A 15607-nucleotide genomic window follows, 5' to 3' on the forward strand; every position below is an offset into this window, starting at 1 on the left:
TACGAGCGAAAGGCCGAGCACTTCCTGGCCTTCGTCGGCATCGCCGCAGCCCTCATCAGCTACCGCAGGCTCACCAACTGAAACGACGTCTAAGCCGTGGGATGTGGCTGCGGGCTGGGCGGCGGTGCAGGCCGCGGGCGGGCAATGCCTGGAGTTCCCGGTGGCGGACGGTCAGACCGCTTATGTCCTGGGCACGCCTGGTGTCGCCGAACGCGTGGCCGCGCTCGTCGAGGAACACGCCGCCGTCTTCACCGCCACCCAGAACCGCACCCGGCAACGGAAGGCGGGCCGACCCGTGGTGGCCACCAAGGCGGCAACGTCCCGTTCCACCACGGTCGCCGGCGGCCCCAGGGAGGCATCCCCGTCCACTGCCGCCGACGCTCGTCCGCAGCAGAACTCCGAGCCCCGCCGCAAAGGACCCAGCCGATAGCCACCCGAAACTCAGCGGAAGACCCCGTGCCGGCCCAGGCTCAAGTCGGACAAAGCGTCCTGATGCTGAACGTTTGTCAGCGGCGGTACCTGCGACAGGGGAAAGTACCGGACCTCCAGGGTCTCTGCGCTCAAGGCGGCGCTGCTGCTCGTCGGCAAGGCGCTGCGCCTTCCGCCGGACCCGGTTGCCGAAGGCCTTCGGCTTGTCGGCGCCGGCGAACGCGGCGTCCTCCTCCCAAGTGGTCCCCTCGCCCTCCGCGTACGCAAAGACCACCTGGCGTTCGGCCGGGTCCAGGCCTCGCAGGACGGCGTTGAGCCGCTCGTCCTCGAACACCCCGCCCGCCACCCGGGACAGCATCTCGGTGTCTGCGGCGACCAGGTCGTGAAGGGACAGCCCGTCCCCCAGCACGGCATCCAGGGACAGCCCGGCCGTGCCGGGTGCGCCGCCGCCACACCGGCACCAGCTGCCGGTGCACGGCGCGCGCCTCCGCCCTGAGCGCGCCGAGTGCCGTGTCGGGCAGTCGCCTGGTACGCAGCAGTGCCAGGTGTAGCAGGGCCCTTGCCCGTTGCCATGTGTACGGGCATATGTACGCGTGCGGCAGGCGAAGCCGGCTGCCGTTGGCTGGCAGCAGCCCCTGATGCCCATCCTGCATTCAGACGGAGAAGTTTGTCCGCGGACAACAAGGCGGAAGACGGCATGACCGTGGCTTCTTTGACAGTTTCCGGGCAGCTCCCGCGCGGACGCCATCAGGTCTCTAGCCTGCTCATACCGCCTGCCACTGCGCTTCCAGACGGATCTGCTGCCAGGTCAGCGTGCGGCCTCAGATGGGTGTTACCACGGCGGCGACAGGCTTCCGTCGGGTTCGAGTCCGTACCACCGTGGGCTCTTCCCCATGAACGCTGTCGCTCCAGGACGGACCAAGGGTTCGCGGGCTGGCTCATCACGGACCCTGTGGTACACGATTTCAAAGTCGTCGTGAGGTCGGCTCTGCTTCCGCGAAGTGGCCAAGGCAAAGAGAGCCCGGGGTTCACCAGCGTCAGCGGCTAGTCGAGCGAGGCGTTCGGCGCCCTCGCTGTCGCCAGCTGCCTCACGCGACCGGGTCAAATCCAGCAGGCCCCGCAGATCTCCGGCCTCGGCTGCTCGTACGGCGAAAGTTTCGGCCCACTTGCTGTCGCCTCGTCGTTCCACGATGTAGGCCAGCATTGCCAGCGCCTCCGCATGGCCCGTGTCCGCGGCGCAACGGGCAAGGCGCTCGGCGTCGGCCATGTCCCCGACGTCCTGCCGCATCCACGCTATGTTGAGCAGCGCAAATGGCTCGCCGATCTGCCGGGCAAGAAGTTCGGCGCTCTGCGCTTCTCCGGCCTCGGCCCGCAGTTGCAGCACTGAGAGATAGGCGCGGTTGTCACCCGTAACCGCAGCCTGCCGGGCGATGGCCTCGGCATCAGTCCACCGGCGGGCCCTCCCCCACATCTGGGCGAGGAAGACCAAGGCGTCGGACTCGCCTACGTTGAAGGCTTGCCGATAGGTGGCCTCGGCACCGTCCAGGTCTCCTGTTACATCGCGCAGCCGCGCCAGATCAATCAGCGCCTGGGTGTTGCCAAGATCAGCCGCCTGTTGGGCGAGGGATTCGGCGTCCGCCAGGCGTCCGGCCTTCGCTCGTACCTGAGCCAGGTAGGCCAAGGCGTGGCTGTCACCCGCAGCAGCAGCCAGGCGACAGGTCTCTTCTGCTCCGTCCTCGTCTCCGGTCTCGGCTCGTTTCCGGGTCAGGTACATCAAAGCTCGAGTGTCGCCAGCGTCGGCCGCCCGTCGGGCCAGCCGATCAGCCCCGTCCCGGTCCCCGGCATTCTCCCGCATCCGGGTGAGCGCACGTAACGCGTCGGTATGGCCAGCTTCTGCGGCCTGCCAATACGCAGCCGCCGCACCGTTGGGATCTCCAGATTCTTCACGTCTCCGCCCTAATGAGAGCAGAACTTGGCAGTCAGAGGCATCGAGGGCCATCTGAGCAAGTGATTCAGCGCCTTCCCTGTCCCCGTCCGCTTCCCGCATCTGGGCAAGATCACGAAGAGCGCGGGTATCACCGAACTCAGCAGCCTTCCGGGCGAGTGACTCAGCGCCTTCCCTGTCCCCGTCCGCTTCCCGTAACTGGGCAAGATCACGAAGAGCGCGGGGGTCACCGAACTCAGCAGCCTGCAGATAGGCGGCATCGGCTGCGACGCTGTTCCCGGCGGCCTGCCGTGTTCTGGCCAGGTGGAGTAGGGGGCGCGTGTCGCCGGTGTCAGCAGCCTGCCGGGCGAAGGTCTCGGCGTCACCCGGTTTTCCTGCTTTCTCATGCTGCAGGGTCAGGTGAAGAAGGGCCTGTGAACTGCCAGCCTCGGCTGCCTGCCGGTACGCCGCTTCTACACCCTCGTTGTCTCCGGCTGCCTCTCGCCTCCGGGCCAGGGCGAGCATCGCCTGGATATCACCGGTGTTGGCGGCTTGGAGCCACAGGTGGTGGGCCCATTGCAGGCGGTAGCGAGCCTCTGCCGCCCTGGCCAAGTTGACCAGATCGTCAGAGCGCAACAGGTGAGTATGAGCCGCTTGCCACAAGGAGGCGGGCGGGCACAGTAGACGGCGCGTCTGACGCCCGTGTTGCTCAAGAAAGTCGGCCAATCGGAACACCGGACCTGCGATCGGTCGGACAGAGTCGGGAGCAAAGCTGCCGGGCAGTCGGCGTGGAGGGCGCGGATTGGCCCGACGTAGAGGCGCCTGCTTCCCGTGGACAGGGCGGGCAAGTTCCGCGTATGCCTGCTCCGCCCAGTCTTCGGCCAGGCTTTCGTATTCCTGATCGGTCAGGTAGTCGGTGGCGGCATCTGTGAGAAAGGCCTGGGGGAGTCCCACTCCAACGCCGAGGCGCCGTGCGTCCATCGCCGCTTCAAGCACGGCTCGGGCGGGTGGCGTGGCGGTTTGGTATCGCGTGAGGAGTTCGGGCGCTCCGGCCAAGTCCTGAGCCAGGCGCCCATGGTCGCGGGCGCGAGTGAGTGCGTCGGCCAGGAGCTGGTCGCCGCGTTCTGCGAGAGTGGCTGCGGCTTCAAGAGCCTGCGGGCTAAAAACGTCTGGCACGGTAATGGTCCGGCCAGCAAGTAGTTCCCTGGTCCGGCTGTGCGGGTCCGGATCGCGAGGGTTGGGCACTTCGGTGTACTGGTGTGCGTATTCAGGCCACAGAGTGCCCAGAACCAGAACCGGCCCTCGTTCTGGGCGAGTGAGCAGGTCGTGGAGTTGGGCTGCGACGGGCTCGCCTGTACGGGTGTCTCCCAGGTAGTGCTGGGCTTCGTTCAGCCATACAACGGTCTTTGCACCTACGCGGTGCAGATCCTCAAGCGCGGCTCGGGCCCGAGTGGGCTCGAAGGGGTGCCACAGCTGCCAGCCTTGGCTGGCGAGGGGTTGGACAGCCTCCCAACACGCCCTTGTTTTACCGGTCGACGATGCGCCAATCAGAATGACAGCGCGGCTGTGTCCCTGGGCGGCATCGCGCACGGCTTCGGCCAAGAGCCGGTCGTGATCGCGGGGCACATAGCCGGGCAGCGCCCCACGGACGGCAACCCCGTTCCGGCCGACAGCTGCGGTAGTCGTACCGGCCGGATGCACTTCCAGGTCGTGAGGATCCCAAGCGGAGATGGGGCGCCCGAGGCCCTGATCGGCATCACTGATCCGTGCCTCTGCCGGATCACCCAAGGCACGATGGAGTTGGCTGAGCAGTTCCTCGTCTGGAAGCCGAAGCTCGCGAGCCAGCGCAGCCACAGTTGCAGGTGATGGCGCTGCTTCACCCTCGCGCAGGGCGCCATGAATCGTCGTTCGGCTTAAACGCGCACGGGTCGCCAACTGCGTCTTCGTCAGTCCGGACTTAGCGAGGGCAGCCGTCAGGCGGGCCCGCAATGCCGCGAGTTCTGCTTCGTCCACGCGCCTCCTCCCCGAGGCCTGGCCGTGTTCACCAATGTGCATCATCGTCCGGGCGAACCCCGACGAACAGCGCTTTCTGGATTCTCGGTAACACCGCTGACCCATCAAACGTGGAGAGAGTCCGCCATGGCCCGTCTTACCCTTGTCCTTCTCCTCGCCGCCCTGGTGATCCTCACAGCGATCATCGCTGCCGCGGGCGCAGCCAAACTGGCACGCCTCGATGGCGCCACCTATCCCGCGGCTATTCTGCGCGCCGCGACTGTCTTCGCCGCCGTACTCAGCCTTGCGGCCAGCCTCATCACCGCTCTCGCCCAGATCACCTGAATGCACCGGCCGATCAGGCCCGCAATGTGGTCCTGCACCCCTGCAGACTCTAACTGGCCGTTCTCTATCCGGTCGTGCGCTCGGTCTGGTTCGAACGGGGTCCTGGATCGGGTGACTTGTGGGCTGGTGGGGCATAGAGGAAGGGCCTCTTGGTAGCTCGCGGTTGTCGAGTCCAGCGAGGAGCAAGAGGCCCTGTTGTCGAAGTGTCGCGTGGTCGTGGTTGCCGGGTCCAGTCCGTCCACTCCTGGGTGTGACTGTCTCGCCCATCGGTTCGGGAATGCGGCTGACCGGCCAGAGCGCCGGCCGCGGTACGGCTCGGACATAAGCGATGCGGAGTGGGCGTCGGTGCGGGATCTGCTGCCGGTGCCGGGATGGCTGGCGGGCCGGGGCGGGCGTCCGGAGGGCTACTGCCACCGGCAGATGATCGACGCGGTGCGCTATCTCGTCGACAACGGCATCAAGTGGCGGGCGATGCCGTCTGACTTTCCGCCGTGGCCGCGTGTGTATGCCTTCTTCGCCCGCTGGCGGGATACGGGGCTGGTGGCGGAGCTGCATGAACGGCTGCGCGAGGCCGTCCGTCTGGCTGAGGGCCGCAGCCCGGAGCCGAGCGCGGCGGTCGTGGACTCGCAGTCGGTGAAGGCGGACGCCACGGTCACCCTCGCTTCACGGGGATACGACGCCGGGAAGAAGATCAACGGGCGCAAACGGCACGTGCTCACCGACACCCTCGGGCTCCTACTGGCCGTGCTGGTCACGCCGGCCTCCACGACCGACCGGGACGCTGCCCGCGTCCTGCTGCCTGCGGCGAAGAATCATTTCCGGCGGCTGGCGCGGGTCTGGGCCGACGGTGGTTACACCGGCCACCTCACCGACTGGACCGTCCAGCACCTCGGAGTCGTCCTCGACATCGTCCGCCGCAGCGACGACGTCCAAGGTTTTCAGGTCCTGCCCCGCCGCTGGGTCGTCGAGAGATCCTTCGCCTGGCTCCTGCGCAGCCGGCGCCTGGTCCGTGACTACGAACGGCGCGCCGACACCAGCGAGAGCGTCATCCTGTGGTCGATGACCATGCTCATGGGCCGCCGCCTGGCCGCCCAGCGCCAGCAGCGTCGTGCTCCGGCGCGGGCAGCATGAACCTGCCCGGCTTCTCTTCGACCAGCCAGCCCCGTTCCACCAGTCGCTTCAGCCGGGCCCTCGCTCCCTCGACACGGGAAGCGGAGGCGCTGTCCCAGCCCAGCACCACCGCCGCCCGCCGGGCACCCAGCCCATCGGCTCCCGCCTCCAGGGCAGCGGCCATCAACGCCTGGTAGTCCACCGACAGCACCTCGGTTCCGGCCGCGTCCTGGTGGTGAGGCACCGCCCGGCGCGGGCCCACCGGCTTCCTGGGCGACACCACGGCCACGGCGGGCGCATCCTCTTCGGCCAGCGCCTCCAGATACTGCTCCAGACCGATCATCCGGCGCCTGAGCACCTCTTCCGCCTCCGCCAGGGCCGCACGCACTCGCTCCAGCTCGGCTTCGAGGTCCTCCACCCGCACCGCCGCGGCTTTCTGCCGCGCTTCCAACACCGCCGCATCGACGGCATCCGCCACCCCCACGAGATGTCGGTCAGCAACGGACCGAGACTTCCGTGCCAGCCGCCATCTCACGCCTGATCAGTGGAAACCGCACATGAGGTTCGGAAAGAGAACGACCTCTAACGGGCTGCCCCGCGATTGTTCCGCAGCAGCCAGTCACCCGGGCCAGATCCTGAAGACCGACGTAACGCCATGTCCCGAATTGGCCACAACAGCATTCCCCAGGGTGCGGCGCCGTTCGCATGCCCACGAGATGCACAGCGTTCCCCTGGAGGGGAAACGGTCGGGACGGCAGCCGATCTGTCCGTCGCAGGCCCCGTCTGGGATGCTGAAGGCCAGGCTCGACAGGGGGGCAGACGGTGTATACGGAACCTATGGCGCGAGCCGTTGTGGAACCAGCAGTACTCAAGCTGATACGGCAATACCCCCGTGGCAGGTCGTTCTCCACGACGGTCACATTCGGCGGGGACGACTTCAGCATGTGCGCCCACATACGGGCGCAGTGGGCGGCACCCGGGCAGGTGAAGATCGCACTGGCCTGTTGGGTCGTCAACATGGACACTGCGCGCTATCTCGGTGACAACCCACCTGCCAGGGAGGAGATGCGCCTGACACCGGAAGGCACAGCGCAGTGGGACGAGGAACTGACCAGCCGGGTGATCGGCCACCTCGCAGCTCGTATGAACGCTCTTGCCACCGCCCTGCCGACCACCGACGAACACCTCACCATCACCGTGCCTCTCGTCCTGACGTAGTCCGGTTGAAGGGTCGGCCGCACAACGCCCGGGCGCCCCCGCCTGGACCGCACACACAGGTGACCAGAGCCAGCCCGGTCGCTACCTGCATCGACGGCCTGGAGGCCGCTGTGGGCGAGCGCGGCGAGTCAGCGATCGATCAGGCTCCGCGACCTCGCCGGTGCAGCCAGATGGCGATCAGGGCGCGCTGAGCGATGCGACGCCGGTTTCGTCACGGGCTGCCTCGCGATTGATCTTGGTCACGTCAGGCGACATACGGAAGGCCGCGCCAGTGGTCTGAGTTGTGAAGATTAAACAGGTCCGCGCGGCCATGTCACATCATGCCTTCTGCGGCCTCTGTCGTAGGCATCTGGGCGCGCTGGTGGAAGAACTCGCTCCGCGTTGGGAGGCGCGCTGTGAGTCTGCACGCCACCAACGGCGCGAGGGAGCCCGCCAGCGTCAGGCAGGAGCCGGGCCGAAGCACGAATTCGTCTTCACCGACCGGCTGCTGGCCACACTCGTACATCTGCGGACTGGCCTTACCCACGAGGCCCTCGGGGTGCTCTACGAGGTGGGGTCCTCCACGATCGGCCGGGCCCTCGCCGAGATCCGCCCGCTGCTCGCCGAGCGGGGGTTCGCCGTCCCCGGCCGTCCCGGTGTGCGCCTGCGTACCCTGGCCGATGTTTTCGCCTATGCCGAAGCCGAGGACGTGACTCTGCGGATCGACGGGATGGAAACCCAAGTCCGCCGCCCCCGGGCAGGCCAGCCCGGCCGCCGCGCCTTCGTCTCCGGCAAGCGCAGGCAGAACACCCTCAAGACCACCACGATCAGCGACCACCAGGGCCGCACCCTGTGGTCCGGCGCCCTGCGGCCCGGCCGCATGCACGACCAGACCGCGCTGCGCACCGAGGGCATCGTCGAACAGTTCCACCAGCATCCCGGCGTGAAAGCCGAGGTCGACGACGGCTACCGCGGCCTCGCTAACGAGTTCCCCGACCAGGTCTTTGCCCCGCCGAGGAAACCGAAGACCGCGAAAGACCCGGCCGAGCGGCCGCTCACCGAGCACTACGGCTGGCGCGAGCACAAGCGCCGTCAGTCCTCCCGGAGGATCTGCGTCGAGCATGCGAATGCAGAAGTACGCCAGTGGCGCCCACTCCAGCGATACACCGGCCGCCGCGAAACCTACGGGGAAACCCACCAGGCCATCGCCGCCCTCGTCTCCGACCGCGCCGCCCAGCGGCCCACCCGGCACAAGACGAGTACCGAAGCTCATGCCCGTCCGCACGACGGCCTGCTGAATCACCCACCAGCTAACTCCCCAGGCCAACACGCCTCGTGATCAATTGCGGGGCAGCCCGTAAGGGTGCAGGACCACGTTTTTGCCGTCCCACGGGAAACCGAGACGGACAGCTTGTTGTCCGCGGACAACAAGACATGGACGGCATGGCCGAGTGGCAGAACCGGCCCCTCGCCGCCGTCTACCCGGTCATCTTCATCGACGTGATCCACATGAAGGCCGCGACGGTGCTGTGGCCAACCGGCCGATCTACGTGGCTCTGGCCGTCACCGCGGAGGGGCCGGCGCGACATCCTGGGCCTGTGGGCCGGCGACGGCGGCGAGGGTGCCAAGCACTGGATGCACATCCTCACGGAGATCAAGAACCGCGGCGTCAACGACGTCCTCATGCTCGCTGCGACGGCCTCGAGGGCCTGCCCGACGCGGTCGAGACCGTCTGGCCCCGCACTTGACCTCCCGCATGCACTTGTGGAGTGGGTGACGATGCTGATCGTCACCCGGGAGGGTGACCGCCGCTGCAAACTCCGTCCGTCCGGGCGTGCGCTGATCGCTCTGGCGTACCTGCGCCGGCACGAGACCCTCGCCCAGTTACACAGTGGCGCCCACCTTGACGCGCTGGCCGCCGAGGCCCGGAGGCGGGGCATCGAGATCGGCCGCAGCCAGGTCCGCCGGATCCTGCTGGCCGAGGGTGTGCGCTGGCGACGCACCCGGTCCTGGACAAGATCAAGAGACGCGGACTTCGAGGGAAAAGGACCAGGATCATCGAGCTCTACACCTGCCCGCCCGAAGGCGCGACGGTCGTCTGCGCCGACGAGCTCGGACCGGTGATCCCCCGCACGTTCCCACCGGCGCCGGGCTGGTCGCCGGACGGCCACCGCATCAAGTCCGAGGTCGACTACGGTCGCGGACCGGAGAAGACCTGGGTCTACGGCGCCTTACGCGTGCGGGAGGGACACGAGGTCACCATGACCGCATCCTCCCGCAACAGTGTCTTCTACCAGCAGTTTCTTCAAAAGATCGAGGTGGCCAACCCCGTCGGGGACATCTACGTCGTCACCGACAACCTGTCCTCGCACAACAGCGTGTCCACCCGAACCTGGCTGGAGGACCACCCCAGAATCCAGCACGTCTTCATCCCCGTCGGCGCCTGCTGGCTCAACCTCCAGGAAGGTTGGTGGCGCATCTTCCGCAAGGCCGCCCTCGCAGGCCAGTCATTCGCCGGCCCAGCCGAGATCGAACACGCCACCCGCCTCACAACCTCCCAGCTCAACGCCCGGGCCCAGCCCTGGATATGGGGCAGACCCGCACCACCAACCCGGCCACTACGACGCCGATATACGTACATCCAATGAGGAATCCAGCGCTAGTAGGGCTTGGTCAGGTTCGTATGGGGGTGGGTGTGTCGCGGTGGCAGGTGGGGCAGGTGCCGGCCCAGAGGGCGAGGAGTGTCTGCATCTCGCGGACTACGTGGTAGAGGCTGAGTCCTGCGCCGCGTCTTTTGGGTCGTGTGCCAGTCGTTGGAGGGTGCAGAAGGCGTGGGCGGCGGAGACGAGGGTGACGTGGTGGTGCCAGCCGTTGAAGGTGCGGCCTTCGAAGTGGGCCAGTCCCAGGGCTTGTTTCATCTCGCGGTAGTCGTGCTCGATGCGCCGGCGGAGTTTGGCCAGTCGGACCAGCGTGGCCAGGGGCATGCCGGAGGGCAGGCTGGACAGCCAGAGCTGCACTGGTTCCGGCTCGGTGGCGGGCCATTCGGCCAACAGCCACCGCTCGGGCAGTTCCGCACCCTGCGTGGCCTGGCGGATCTCGCGTCCGGGCCGGATGCGCAGGGCGACGAAGCGCGAGTACTTGCGCTTGAAGCCGCTGCCGCTTTTTTCCGGCCGGGAACCCTCGCGCCAGGACATCGGGCGGGCCGCCTGCCGGCCGGCCTGCATGACCAGTTCCTTCACCGTCATCGGCTTGTCCGGATACCTCGCCACCGGCGGGCGACCGATGCCCTGATAGGGCTGGGTGAGCGGCTGCGCGTGTCCGGGCTGGGCAGTGAGCCGGGAGGAGATGCCGACGGCGTAGGCCAGTTTGCGTTCCTCCAGGCCCAGGCGGAAGGCTGTGGCGTCGCCGTATCCGGCGTCGGCAACGACCAGGGGGACGTCGACGCCCCAGCCTCGTCGATCATGTCCAAGGCCAGCTGCCACTTCTCCACGTGTCCGGCCTCGGCCGGGATCCCGCACCGCGGGCGGCGGGCGACCTTGACCGGATCCGCCTCCGGCGAGGCCGGATCCCAGGAAGCCGGCACGAACAGCCGCCAGTCGACCGCGGCCGAGGCACGGTCGGTGGCCAGGTGCAGCGACACGCCTACCTGGCAGTTGGTGACCTTGCCCGCGGCGCCGGTGTACTGCCTGGACACGCACGCCGAGGCGTCCCCGTCCTTGAGGAAGCCCGTGTCGTCGACGATCAACGCCTCCGGCCGGATCACGTCCTGCATCTTCCACGCCAGGCGGGCTCGCACATGCGCCGGATTCCACGGGCTGCTCGTCACGAAGTGCGCCAGCGCCTGCCGATTACCGTCCTCACCCAGCCGCGCGGCCATCGCTCCACCGACTTGCGCCGCCCGTCCAGCAGCAGCCAACGCACGTACACCTGCCCCCAACGCCGCTGATCAGCGCGGAAGAACCCGTCGAACAACTCCGCCGTGAACGCCTCCAGATCCTCCTCGGACCTCGGCCATCTCCCCAGGTGTCACACCACCACAACGACACCCGGAAGCCGCCAGACACGCCACTCACGGGTGAAGCTGACCAAGCCCTACTAGCCCTCCTGCGGGAGCCCCCGCGCGCCGGTCCGCTTGGCGCCCTTCAATTTCACATTGGTCAGCTTGGCGCCACGGAAGTCCGCATTGGTCAGGTCCGCGTTGCTCAGGTTCGAGCGAGCAAGGTCCGCGCCACGAAGATCTGCGCCTGACAAGAACGCGTTGCGAAGGTCCGCGTCGCTCATCTTGGCGTTTCGAAGATCCGCACCCTCAAGCGAGGCGTACTGCAGGTTCACACAGTTGTATCTCCCTAGCTCGTCTCCGGTATCCGCGTCGAACGATTCCTCCCCACATCCCATGTCCGCTCGGCGAAGATCCGCGCCCACTAGGTTCGTCCAGGGGAGGCTTGCCCCACTCATATCCGCACCCCGGAGGTTCGCCCTATCAAGATCAGCAGATTCCAGGTTCGCCTTGTGCAACGTCGCCTTGTGCAGGTCCGCGCCGATCAGAAAGGCCGCGCGCAGATCCGCGTCGGTCAGATCCACCCCGGGGAGCTTGATGGGTTCCCTTTCCGTGAAGCGGAGGCCACGCAGGTCGGTTTTGCTCAAGTCGATGACCGTGCCCCTGTCGCGGTCGGGGCGGCGATGGGCCAGCGTGGCGATCGCTGCCCGGACATCTGCCTCCGGAGTGGGAATTTCCTGGGGGGCGCTCGACCGGACATCCGGCTCCAGAGTGGGAATTACCTGCGGTTCTTTCAGGCTCTCTGCGCTCGACCCGGCGTGCCGTTGTGCGAAGGCGGCCAGCACGGAAACGACCGTCGGATGGTCGCGGGCGGAATCCTGCATGATGCGCTGCAGGGCGTAGATGCCGCCCAGTCGGATGTCCAGGGACTGCGATCCCAAATTGCCGACTGCGGCATTGAACCGGCTGGTGATCTGACCGTGCTCGGAGATGCGTAGCTCCTTACTGGCTTGTCCGACCTGCATCCAGGTGAACAGCAGCGCGCCCAATGCGGCGAGCCCCGGCAGGCTGATCGCGATCAGACCGACCCACTGCGTCCGGCCCCGCCCCTCAAAACTGGGCACCGACGATCGGCCGTGGTGTCGACGCCGCCGAACGTGATGGCGACGAGCGATACGGCGAAGCCCAACGGCGCCCAGTTTCCCAGCCACCTGCACATCGCATCCCGCGGGCCGAGCGTCAGCAACTCTCACTGCTCCAACTGGACCACCACCAAGTTCCGCCCGCTGATCCAAACGAAACGCCCTAGTACTCCAGCAGCACTTTGACGTTTTCCCTGTTCAGGGGCGGTTTCGGTGAGTGTAGTGGGCTGGTTTCCGGCCCGTGTCCTCTTTCCCGGGCCGCCCCTCGATCGTGTGCAGCCGCCGCTGATAGTGACAGTGGCGGGCGACGGCTTGGCGTCGTCTGCGCCAGTGCGACCATCTCAGCGCGCATGCGCTGATGAGAGGCTGGTGGGCACGTGCGAGTGAGTGGCCAGTTGCCAGGAGCCGCCGAACTTCTGCCACGGTGAGGGGCGCGAGGCCGAGGCAGGAACCGTTTCTGCTGCCCCTTTTGCTGCAGCGTCGGCGGCCATGACGGCCAGGAACGCGTGCGCCAGCATCGCCAGGGTGATGTGCCGCATCCAGCCGGTATAGCGGCGGACTTCGTACTGGTCGAGGCCGCACTCGTTCTTCGCGGCCTGGAAGGCCTCCTCGATGGCCCACCGTATCCCCGCGACACGGACCAGGTGCTCGACCGTGGTGCCGAGCGGCGCGTAGGCAAGGTAGTAGGCGATCTCCTCGGGCTTGCTGATGCTGCGGCGTGCCAGTGCCCACCGCTGATGGGTGGGCATCTCGCCCTCGAAGTCCTCGATGCACGTGATCTGCAGGGCGGCCCAGTGGTAGACGCGCGGGCCCTTCGCGCCGTCACCGCACGAACGTCTCTCCCACGCTTCGTTGGGTGCCTGGGAGAAGAGGTGATCGATGCGTCCGAAGTGTGGCACCTGCTGGGACTTGGGGACCGAGAGCACATATCCCAGGCCGGTCTCCTCCAGCATGCGGCGCAGCCGCCACTCCTGGCCGTAGGCCGCATCCGCGGTCACCCAGGCGATCGGCAGCGGCGAGGCGATCGCCCGCAGCACCATGGCCTTGGCCAGGTCGGGCTTGGTGGCAAAGGCCCGCTCGTCGGGGATGTGAGCGGCGCGGCAGCGGTCGCGGTCGTCGGTCCAGGACTTGGGCAGATACAACTCCCGGTCACCAGGGCGCGTCCACGTGTGGTGGCGTAGGCGGTGAACACGCCAATCTGACAGTTCTCGGTGCGGCCGGGGGCTTGTAAATGAATAACTGTCAGGGTTGATCTGCGGCGATCTGCTCGCCGTACGAAAGGCGGGCCTGCAGTTGTTCACGGGTGCGGCTGGTGAACCGGGTATCGGCGTGATGGCGATCCGGTGCAGGTCGAGGAGCCGGTGGCCGTCTTGGAACTGGTTGGACAGGTTGGTGCGTGTGACACCCAGCAGTTGGGCTAGGAGCGTACTGGTCGCGGCCTGGCGGCGGCGCAGTAGCGCCGTGAGGAGCCGGTGGAAGTGGTCCAGGCTGCTGACCTGCGGGTGGAGGTAGCTGCGCGGGCGGTGGAAGCGGCGCTGGAAGGCCGCTTCTGCCAGGGCGTCCCAATACGGCTCCGAGACCGCCACCAGATGCGCGAAATCCGAGCGCGACATGCCGGTCAGAGCGGGATCAGTGAGCATCGCGGTCAGGGCGGGATCGATCGGCCGCCGGGTCGCCGACGCTTCGCAGGGACGGGGCGGGGCCGGGGCCAGGGTGTAGTTCCAGTCACCGTGGAAGGCCTTGGACGAGATCGGCAGGGAGTGGAACTCGCTGGGGTGATGGAGCCGCCCAGGGGGTAGCTGCCCGTGTCCAGTTCGGCGCCGATGGCCAGACCGGCGGCAGTGGTCGTTGCGGCGATGGTCTCGACGACGACCTGGTAGCTGGTCAGCGGTCGGCCGCGCCAGTTGGCGGTGATGTGGCAGAACATCCGGTGCTCGATCTTGTTCCACTTCGACGTTCCGGGCGGGAAGTGGCAGATCGTGATCTCCAGCCCGCTCTCGAGGGCGAAGGCGTGTAGGTACTTCTTCCAAGTCCAGCGCCGCGGATCGTTGGAGCCCCCGGCATCGGCGGTGATCAGCAGTCGGGTCGCGTCCGGATGGTCGGCCAGCCCGCGATGTCGCCACCAGCGGCGGATGGACTCCGCTGTGAACTCGGCGGTGTCGTGGTCGGTTCCGACGTTGACCCAGCCGGTGTTGGTGGCCAGGTCGTAGATCCCATAGGGGATGGCGACCGGCTGGTCTCCTGTGACGAAGGTGTGGCAGTCCACCTTGATCGGGTCCTTGCCGGGGCGCCAGGTGCGTCCGGGCCGGTCGCGGTTGCCGATCCACTCCTTGGCCTTGGTGTGACGCTGATCACCGGCTGGTTGTCGTCGAGGAAGGCGGCGGCGGTGGCGTTGATGTATGCGAACTGGGCGTCGCGGTCCGGATGGCGGGCGCCCTCCGTGGTCTTGGCAGTGCCCTGCAGGCTGAAGCCCAGAGAGTGCAGGAGGTGCCCGACGGTCGTGGCGCTGACCGGGTGTCCCTGCGCGGTCAGGGTCGAGGCCAAGGTGCGCATCGACAGCGTCGTCCAGCGCAACGGGGAGACAGGATCGCCGCGGGTGTGCGGTTCGATCAGCGCCTCCAGGGCCGGCAGCAGGCCGGGGTCGGTCGTCGTCAGCGGCTTGCGGCCGGCCCCAGGGGCCCGGATGCGGTGGGTCGGCACGGATTGCTCGGCCAGTTCGCCGATGCCGCGCGTGATGGTGGCGGTACTGGTGCCGGAGGCGGTGGCCACCAGGGTGATCCCGCCGTGGCTGAGCGCGGCGGCCTCGCTGGCCAGATAGAGCCGACGGCGCCGCTCGTCGAGGTGCGGCAGGATCTGATCGAACTTGGCCCGCAGCACGGCAGCGGGGATGCGATCTGGCGAAGGCGCACTCATGCCCCAGCCTCCCACCAACACCCGCCCCACAGATCAGCCCTGACAGCTATTCAATTACAAGCCCCCGGGCAGACCGAGAACTGCCAGATCGGCGTCTTCGCCGCCTACGCCACACCCGCGGACACGCCCTGGTCGACCGCGAGCTCTACCTGCCCAAGTCCTGCACAGACGACCGGGAACGCTGCCAAGCGGCCCGCATCCCCGACGAACGCACCTTCGCAACCAAGGGCGACCTCGCCCGAGACATCATCCGTCGCGCCCTGGCCTCCCCACTCCCCATCGCCTGGGTCACCGCGGATTCCGCCTACGGACAGAACTCGCACTTCCGGCGATTCCTCGAAGACCACGGCCTCTCCTACGTCGTCGCCGTGCCCAAGTCGCAGCCAGTCCACGGCCCGCGCATCGAGGAGGCCGGCGACCAGGCCGAAGGGGAATGCGTGCCTGACGGCGTCGACCAGTTGCACGGTGGTGAAGAAGGACGAGAGGGCGGTGCCGCCGGTTCCGGTGCCGAAGGTTCCCAGTGTCACTCCGCGCCGCTTTGACGGGTACCAGGCGTTG

At 67.5% G+C, this 15607-nt stretch carries 11 protein-coding genes and 4 pseudogenes; 9 read left to right on the forward strand and 6 right to left on the reverse strand.

Translation table 11 applies throughout. The features are described from left to right. Positions 1–103: 103 nt before the first annotated feature. Positions 104–430: a hypothetical protein gene (locus ACIBBH_RS38530; protein ID WP_399413005.1), complete on the forward strand. Its 327-nt coding sequence runs from the start codon at positions 104–106 to the stop codon at positions 428–430. Positions 431–1261: 831 nt separating this feature from the next. Here the strand turns inward: ACIBBH_RS38530 and ACIBBH_RS38535 are convergent. Next, complete coding sequence (locus ACIBBH_RS38535; RefSeq protein WP_399413007.1) at positions 1262–4366, reverse strand: helix-turn-helix domain-containing protein; 3105 nt, start codon at positions 4364–4366, stop codon at positions 1262–1264. Positions 4367–4492: 126 nt separating this feature from the next. Here ACIBBH_RS38535 and ACIBBH_RS38540 point away from each other — a divergent pair, with 126 nt between their 5' ends. Both ACIBBH_RS38540 and ACIBBH_RS38545 read left to right on the forward strand, forming a co-directional pair. Further along, the gene (locus ACIBBH_RS38540; protein ID WP_399413009.1) at positions 4493–4690 is read left to right on the forward strand and encodes a hypothetical protein; all 198 of its coding nucleotides are present in this window, start codon (positions 4493–4495) and stop codon (positions 4688–4690) included. Positions 4691–4906: 216 nt separating this feature from the next. Next, entirely contained in the window at positions 4907–5821 is a 915-nt protein-coding gene (locus tag ACIBBH_RS38545; RefSeq protein ID WP_399413063.1) for an IS5 family transposase, read from the forward strand. On the opposite strand, the gene ACIBBH_RS38550 is transcribed toward ACIBBH_RS38545, so the two are convergent. Then, on the reverse strand, positions 5760–6278 hold the full coding sequence (locus tag ACIBBH_RS38550) for a hypothetical protein (protein WP_399413011.1): 519 nt from the start codon (positions 6276–6278) through the stop codon (positions 5760–5762). The genes ACIBBH_RS38545 and ACIBBH_RS38550 overlap by 62 nt on opposite strands. Positions 6279–6742: 464 nt before the next feature. On the opposite strand from ACIBBH_RS38550, the gene ACIBBH_RS38555 reads away from it, so the two are divergent. The 5 genes and pseudogenes from ACIBBH_RS38555 (at position 6743) to ACIBBH_RS38575 (ending at position 9645) form a co-directional block, all read left to right on the forward strand. Further along, the gene (locus ACIBBH_RS38555; protein WP_399413013.1) at positions 6743–7018 is read left to right on the forward strand and encodes a hypothetical protein; all 276 of its coding nucleotides are present in this window, start codon (positions 6743–6745) and stop codon (positions 7016–7018) included. A 310-nt stretch (positions 7019–7328) separates the two neighbouring features. Further along, positions 7329–8336, forward strand: a complete 1008-nt coding sequence (locus tag ACIBBH_RS38560; protein ID WP_399413015.1) for a transposase family protein — start codon at positions 7329–7331, stop codon at positions 8334–8336. A gap of 104 nt (positions 8337–8440) precedes the next feature. Next, positions 8441–8626 (forward strand): annotated as a pseudogene (locus ACIBBH_RS38565) (transposase); the annotation flags it as partial. Between the two features lie 54 nt (positions 8627–8680). Further along, positions 8681–8923: pseudogene (locus ACIBBH_RS38570) on the forward strand (hypothetical protein); the annotation flags it as partial. Between the two features lie 131 nt (positions 8924–9054). Further along, positions 9055–9645: an IS630 family transposase gene (locus ACIBBH_RS38575; RefSeq protein WP_399413065.1), complete on the forward strand. Its 591-nt coding sequence runs from the start codon at positions 9055–9057 to the stop codon at positions 9643–9645. A 111-nt stretch (positions 9646–9756) separates the two neighbouring features. Here ACIBBH_RS38575 and ACIBBH_RS38580 read toward each other — a convergent pair. From ACIBBH_RS38580 to ACIBBH_RS38595, 4 genes and pseudogenes are all read right to left on the reverse strand, one after another. Further along, positions 9757–11020: pseudogene (locus tag ACIBBH_RS38580) on the reverse strand (IS701 family transposase). A gap of 72 nt (positions 11021–11092) precedes the next feature. Then, complete coding sequence (locus tag ACIBBH_RS38585) at positions 11093–12118, reverse strand: pentapeptide repeat-containing protein (RefSeq protein ID WP_399413017.1); 1026 nt, start codon at positions 12116–12118, stop codon at positions 11093–11095. A gap of 359 nt (positions 12119–12477) precedes the next feature. After that, positions 12478–13776: an IS701 family transposase gene (locus tag ACIBBH_RS38590; protein ID WP_399413067.1), complete on the reverse strand. Its 1299-nt coding sequence runs from the start codon at positions 13774–13776 to the stop codon at positions 12478–12480. Positions 13777–13839: 63 nt separating this feature from the next. Beyond that, positions 13840–15049: pseudogene (locus ACIBBH_RS38595) on the reverse strand (ISAzo13 family transposase); the annotation flags it as partial. A 149-nt stretch (positions 15050–15198) separates the two neighbouring features. Here ACIBBH_RS38595 and ACIBBH_RS38600 point away from each other — a divergent pair. Further along, positions 15199–15591, forward strand: a complete 393-nt coding sequence (locus tag ACIBBH_RS38600; RefSeq protein ID WP_399413068.1) for a transposase — start codon at positions 15199–15201, stop codon at positions 15589–15591. Positions 15592–15607: the final 16 nt, after the last annotated feature.

Origin of the sequence: Streptomyces sp. NPDC051636 (assembly GCF_044453765.1) — a bacterium.
Taxonomy (GTDB): domain Bacteria; phylum Actinomycetota; class Actinomycetes; order Streptomycetales; family Streptomycetaceae; genus Streptomyces.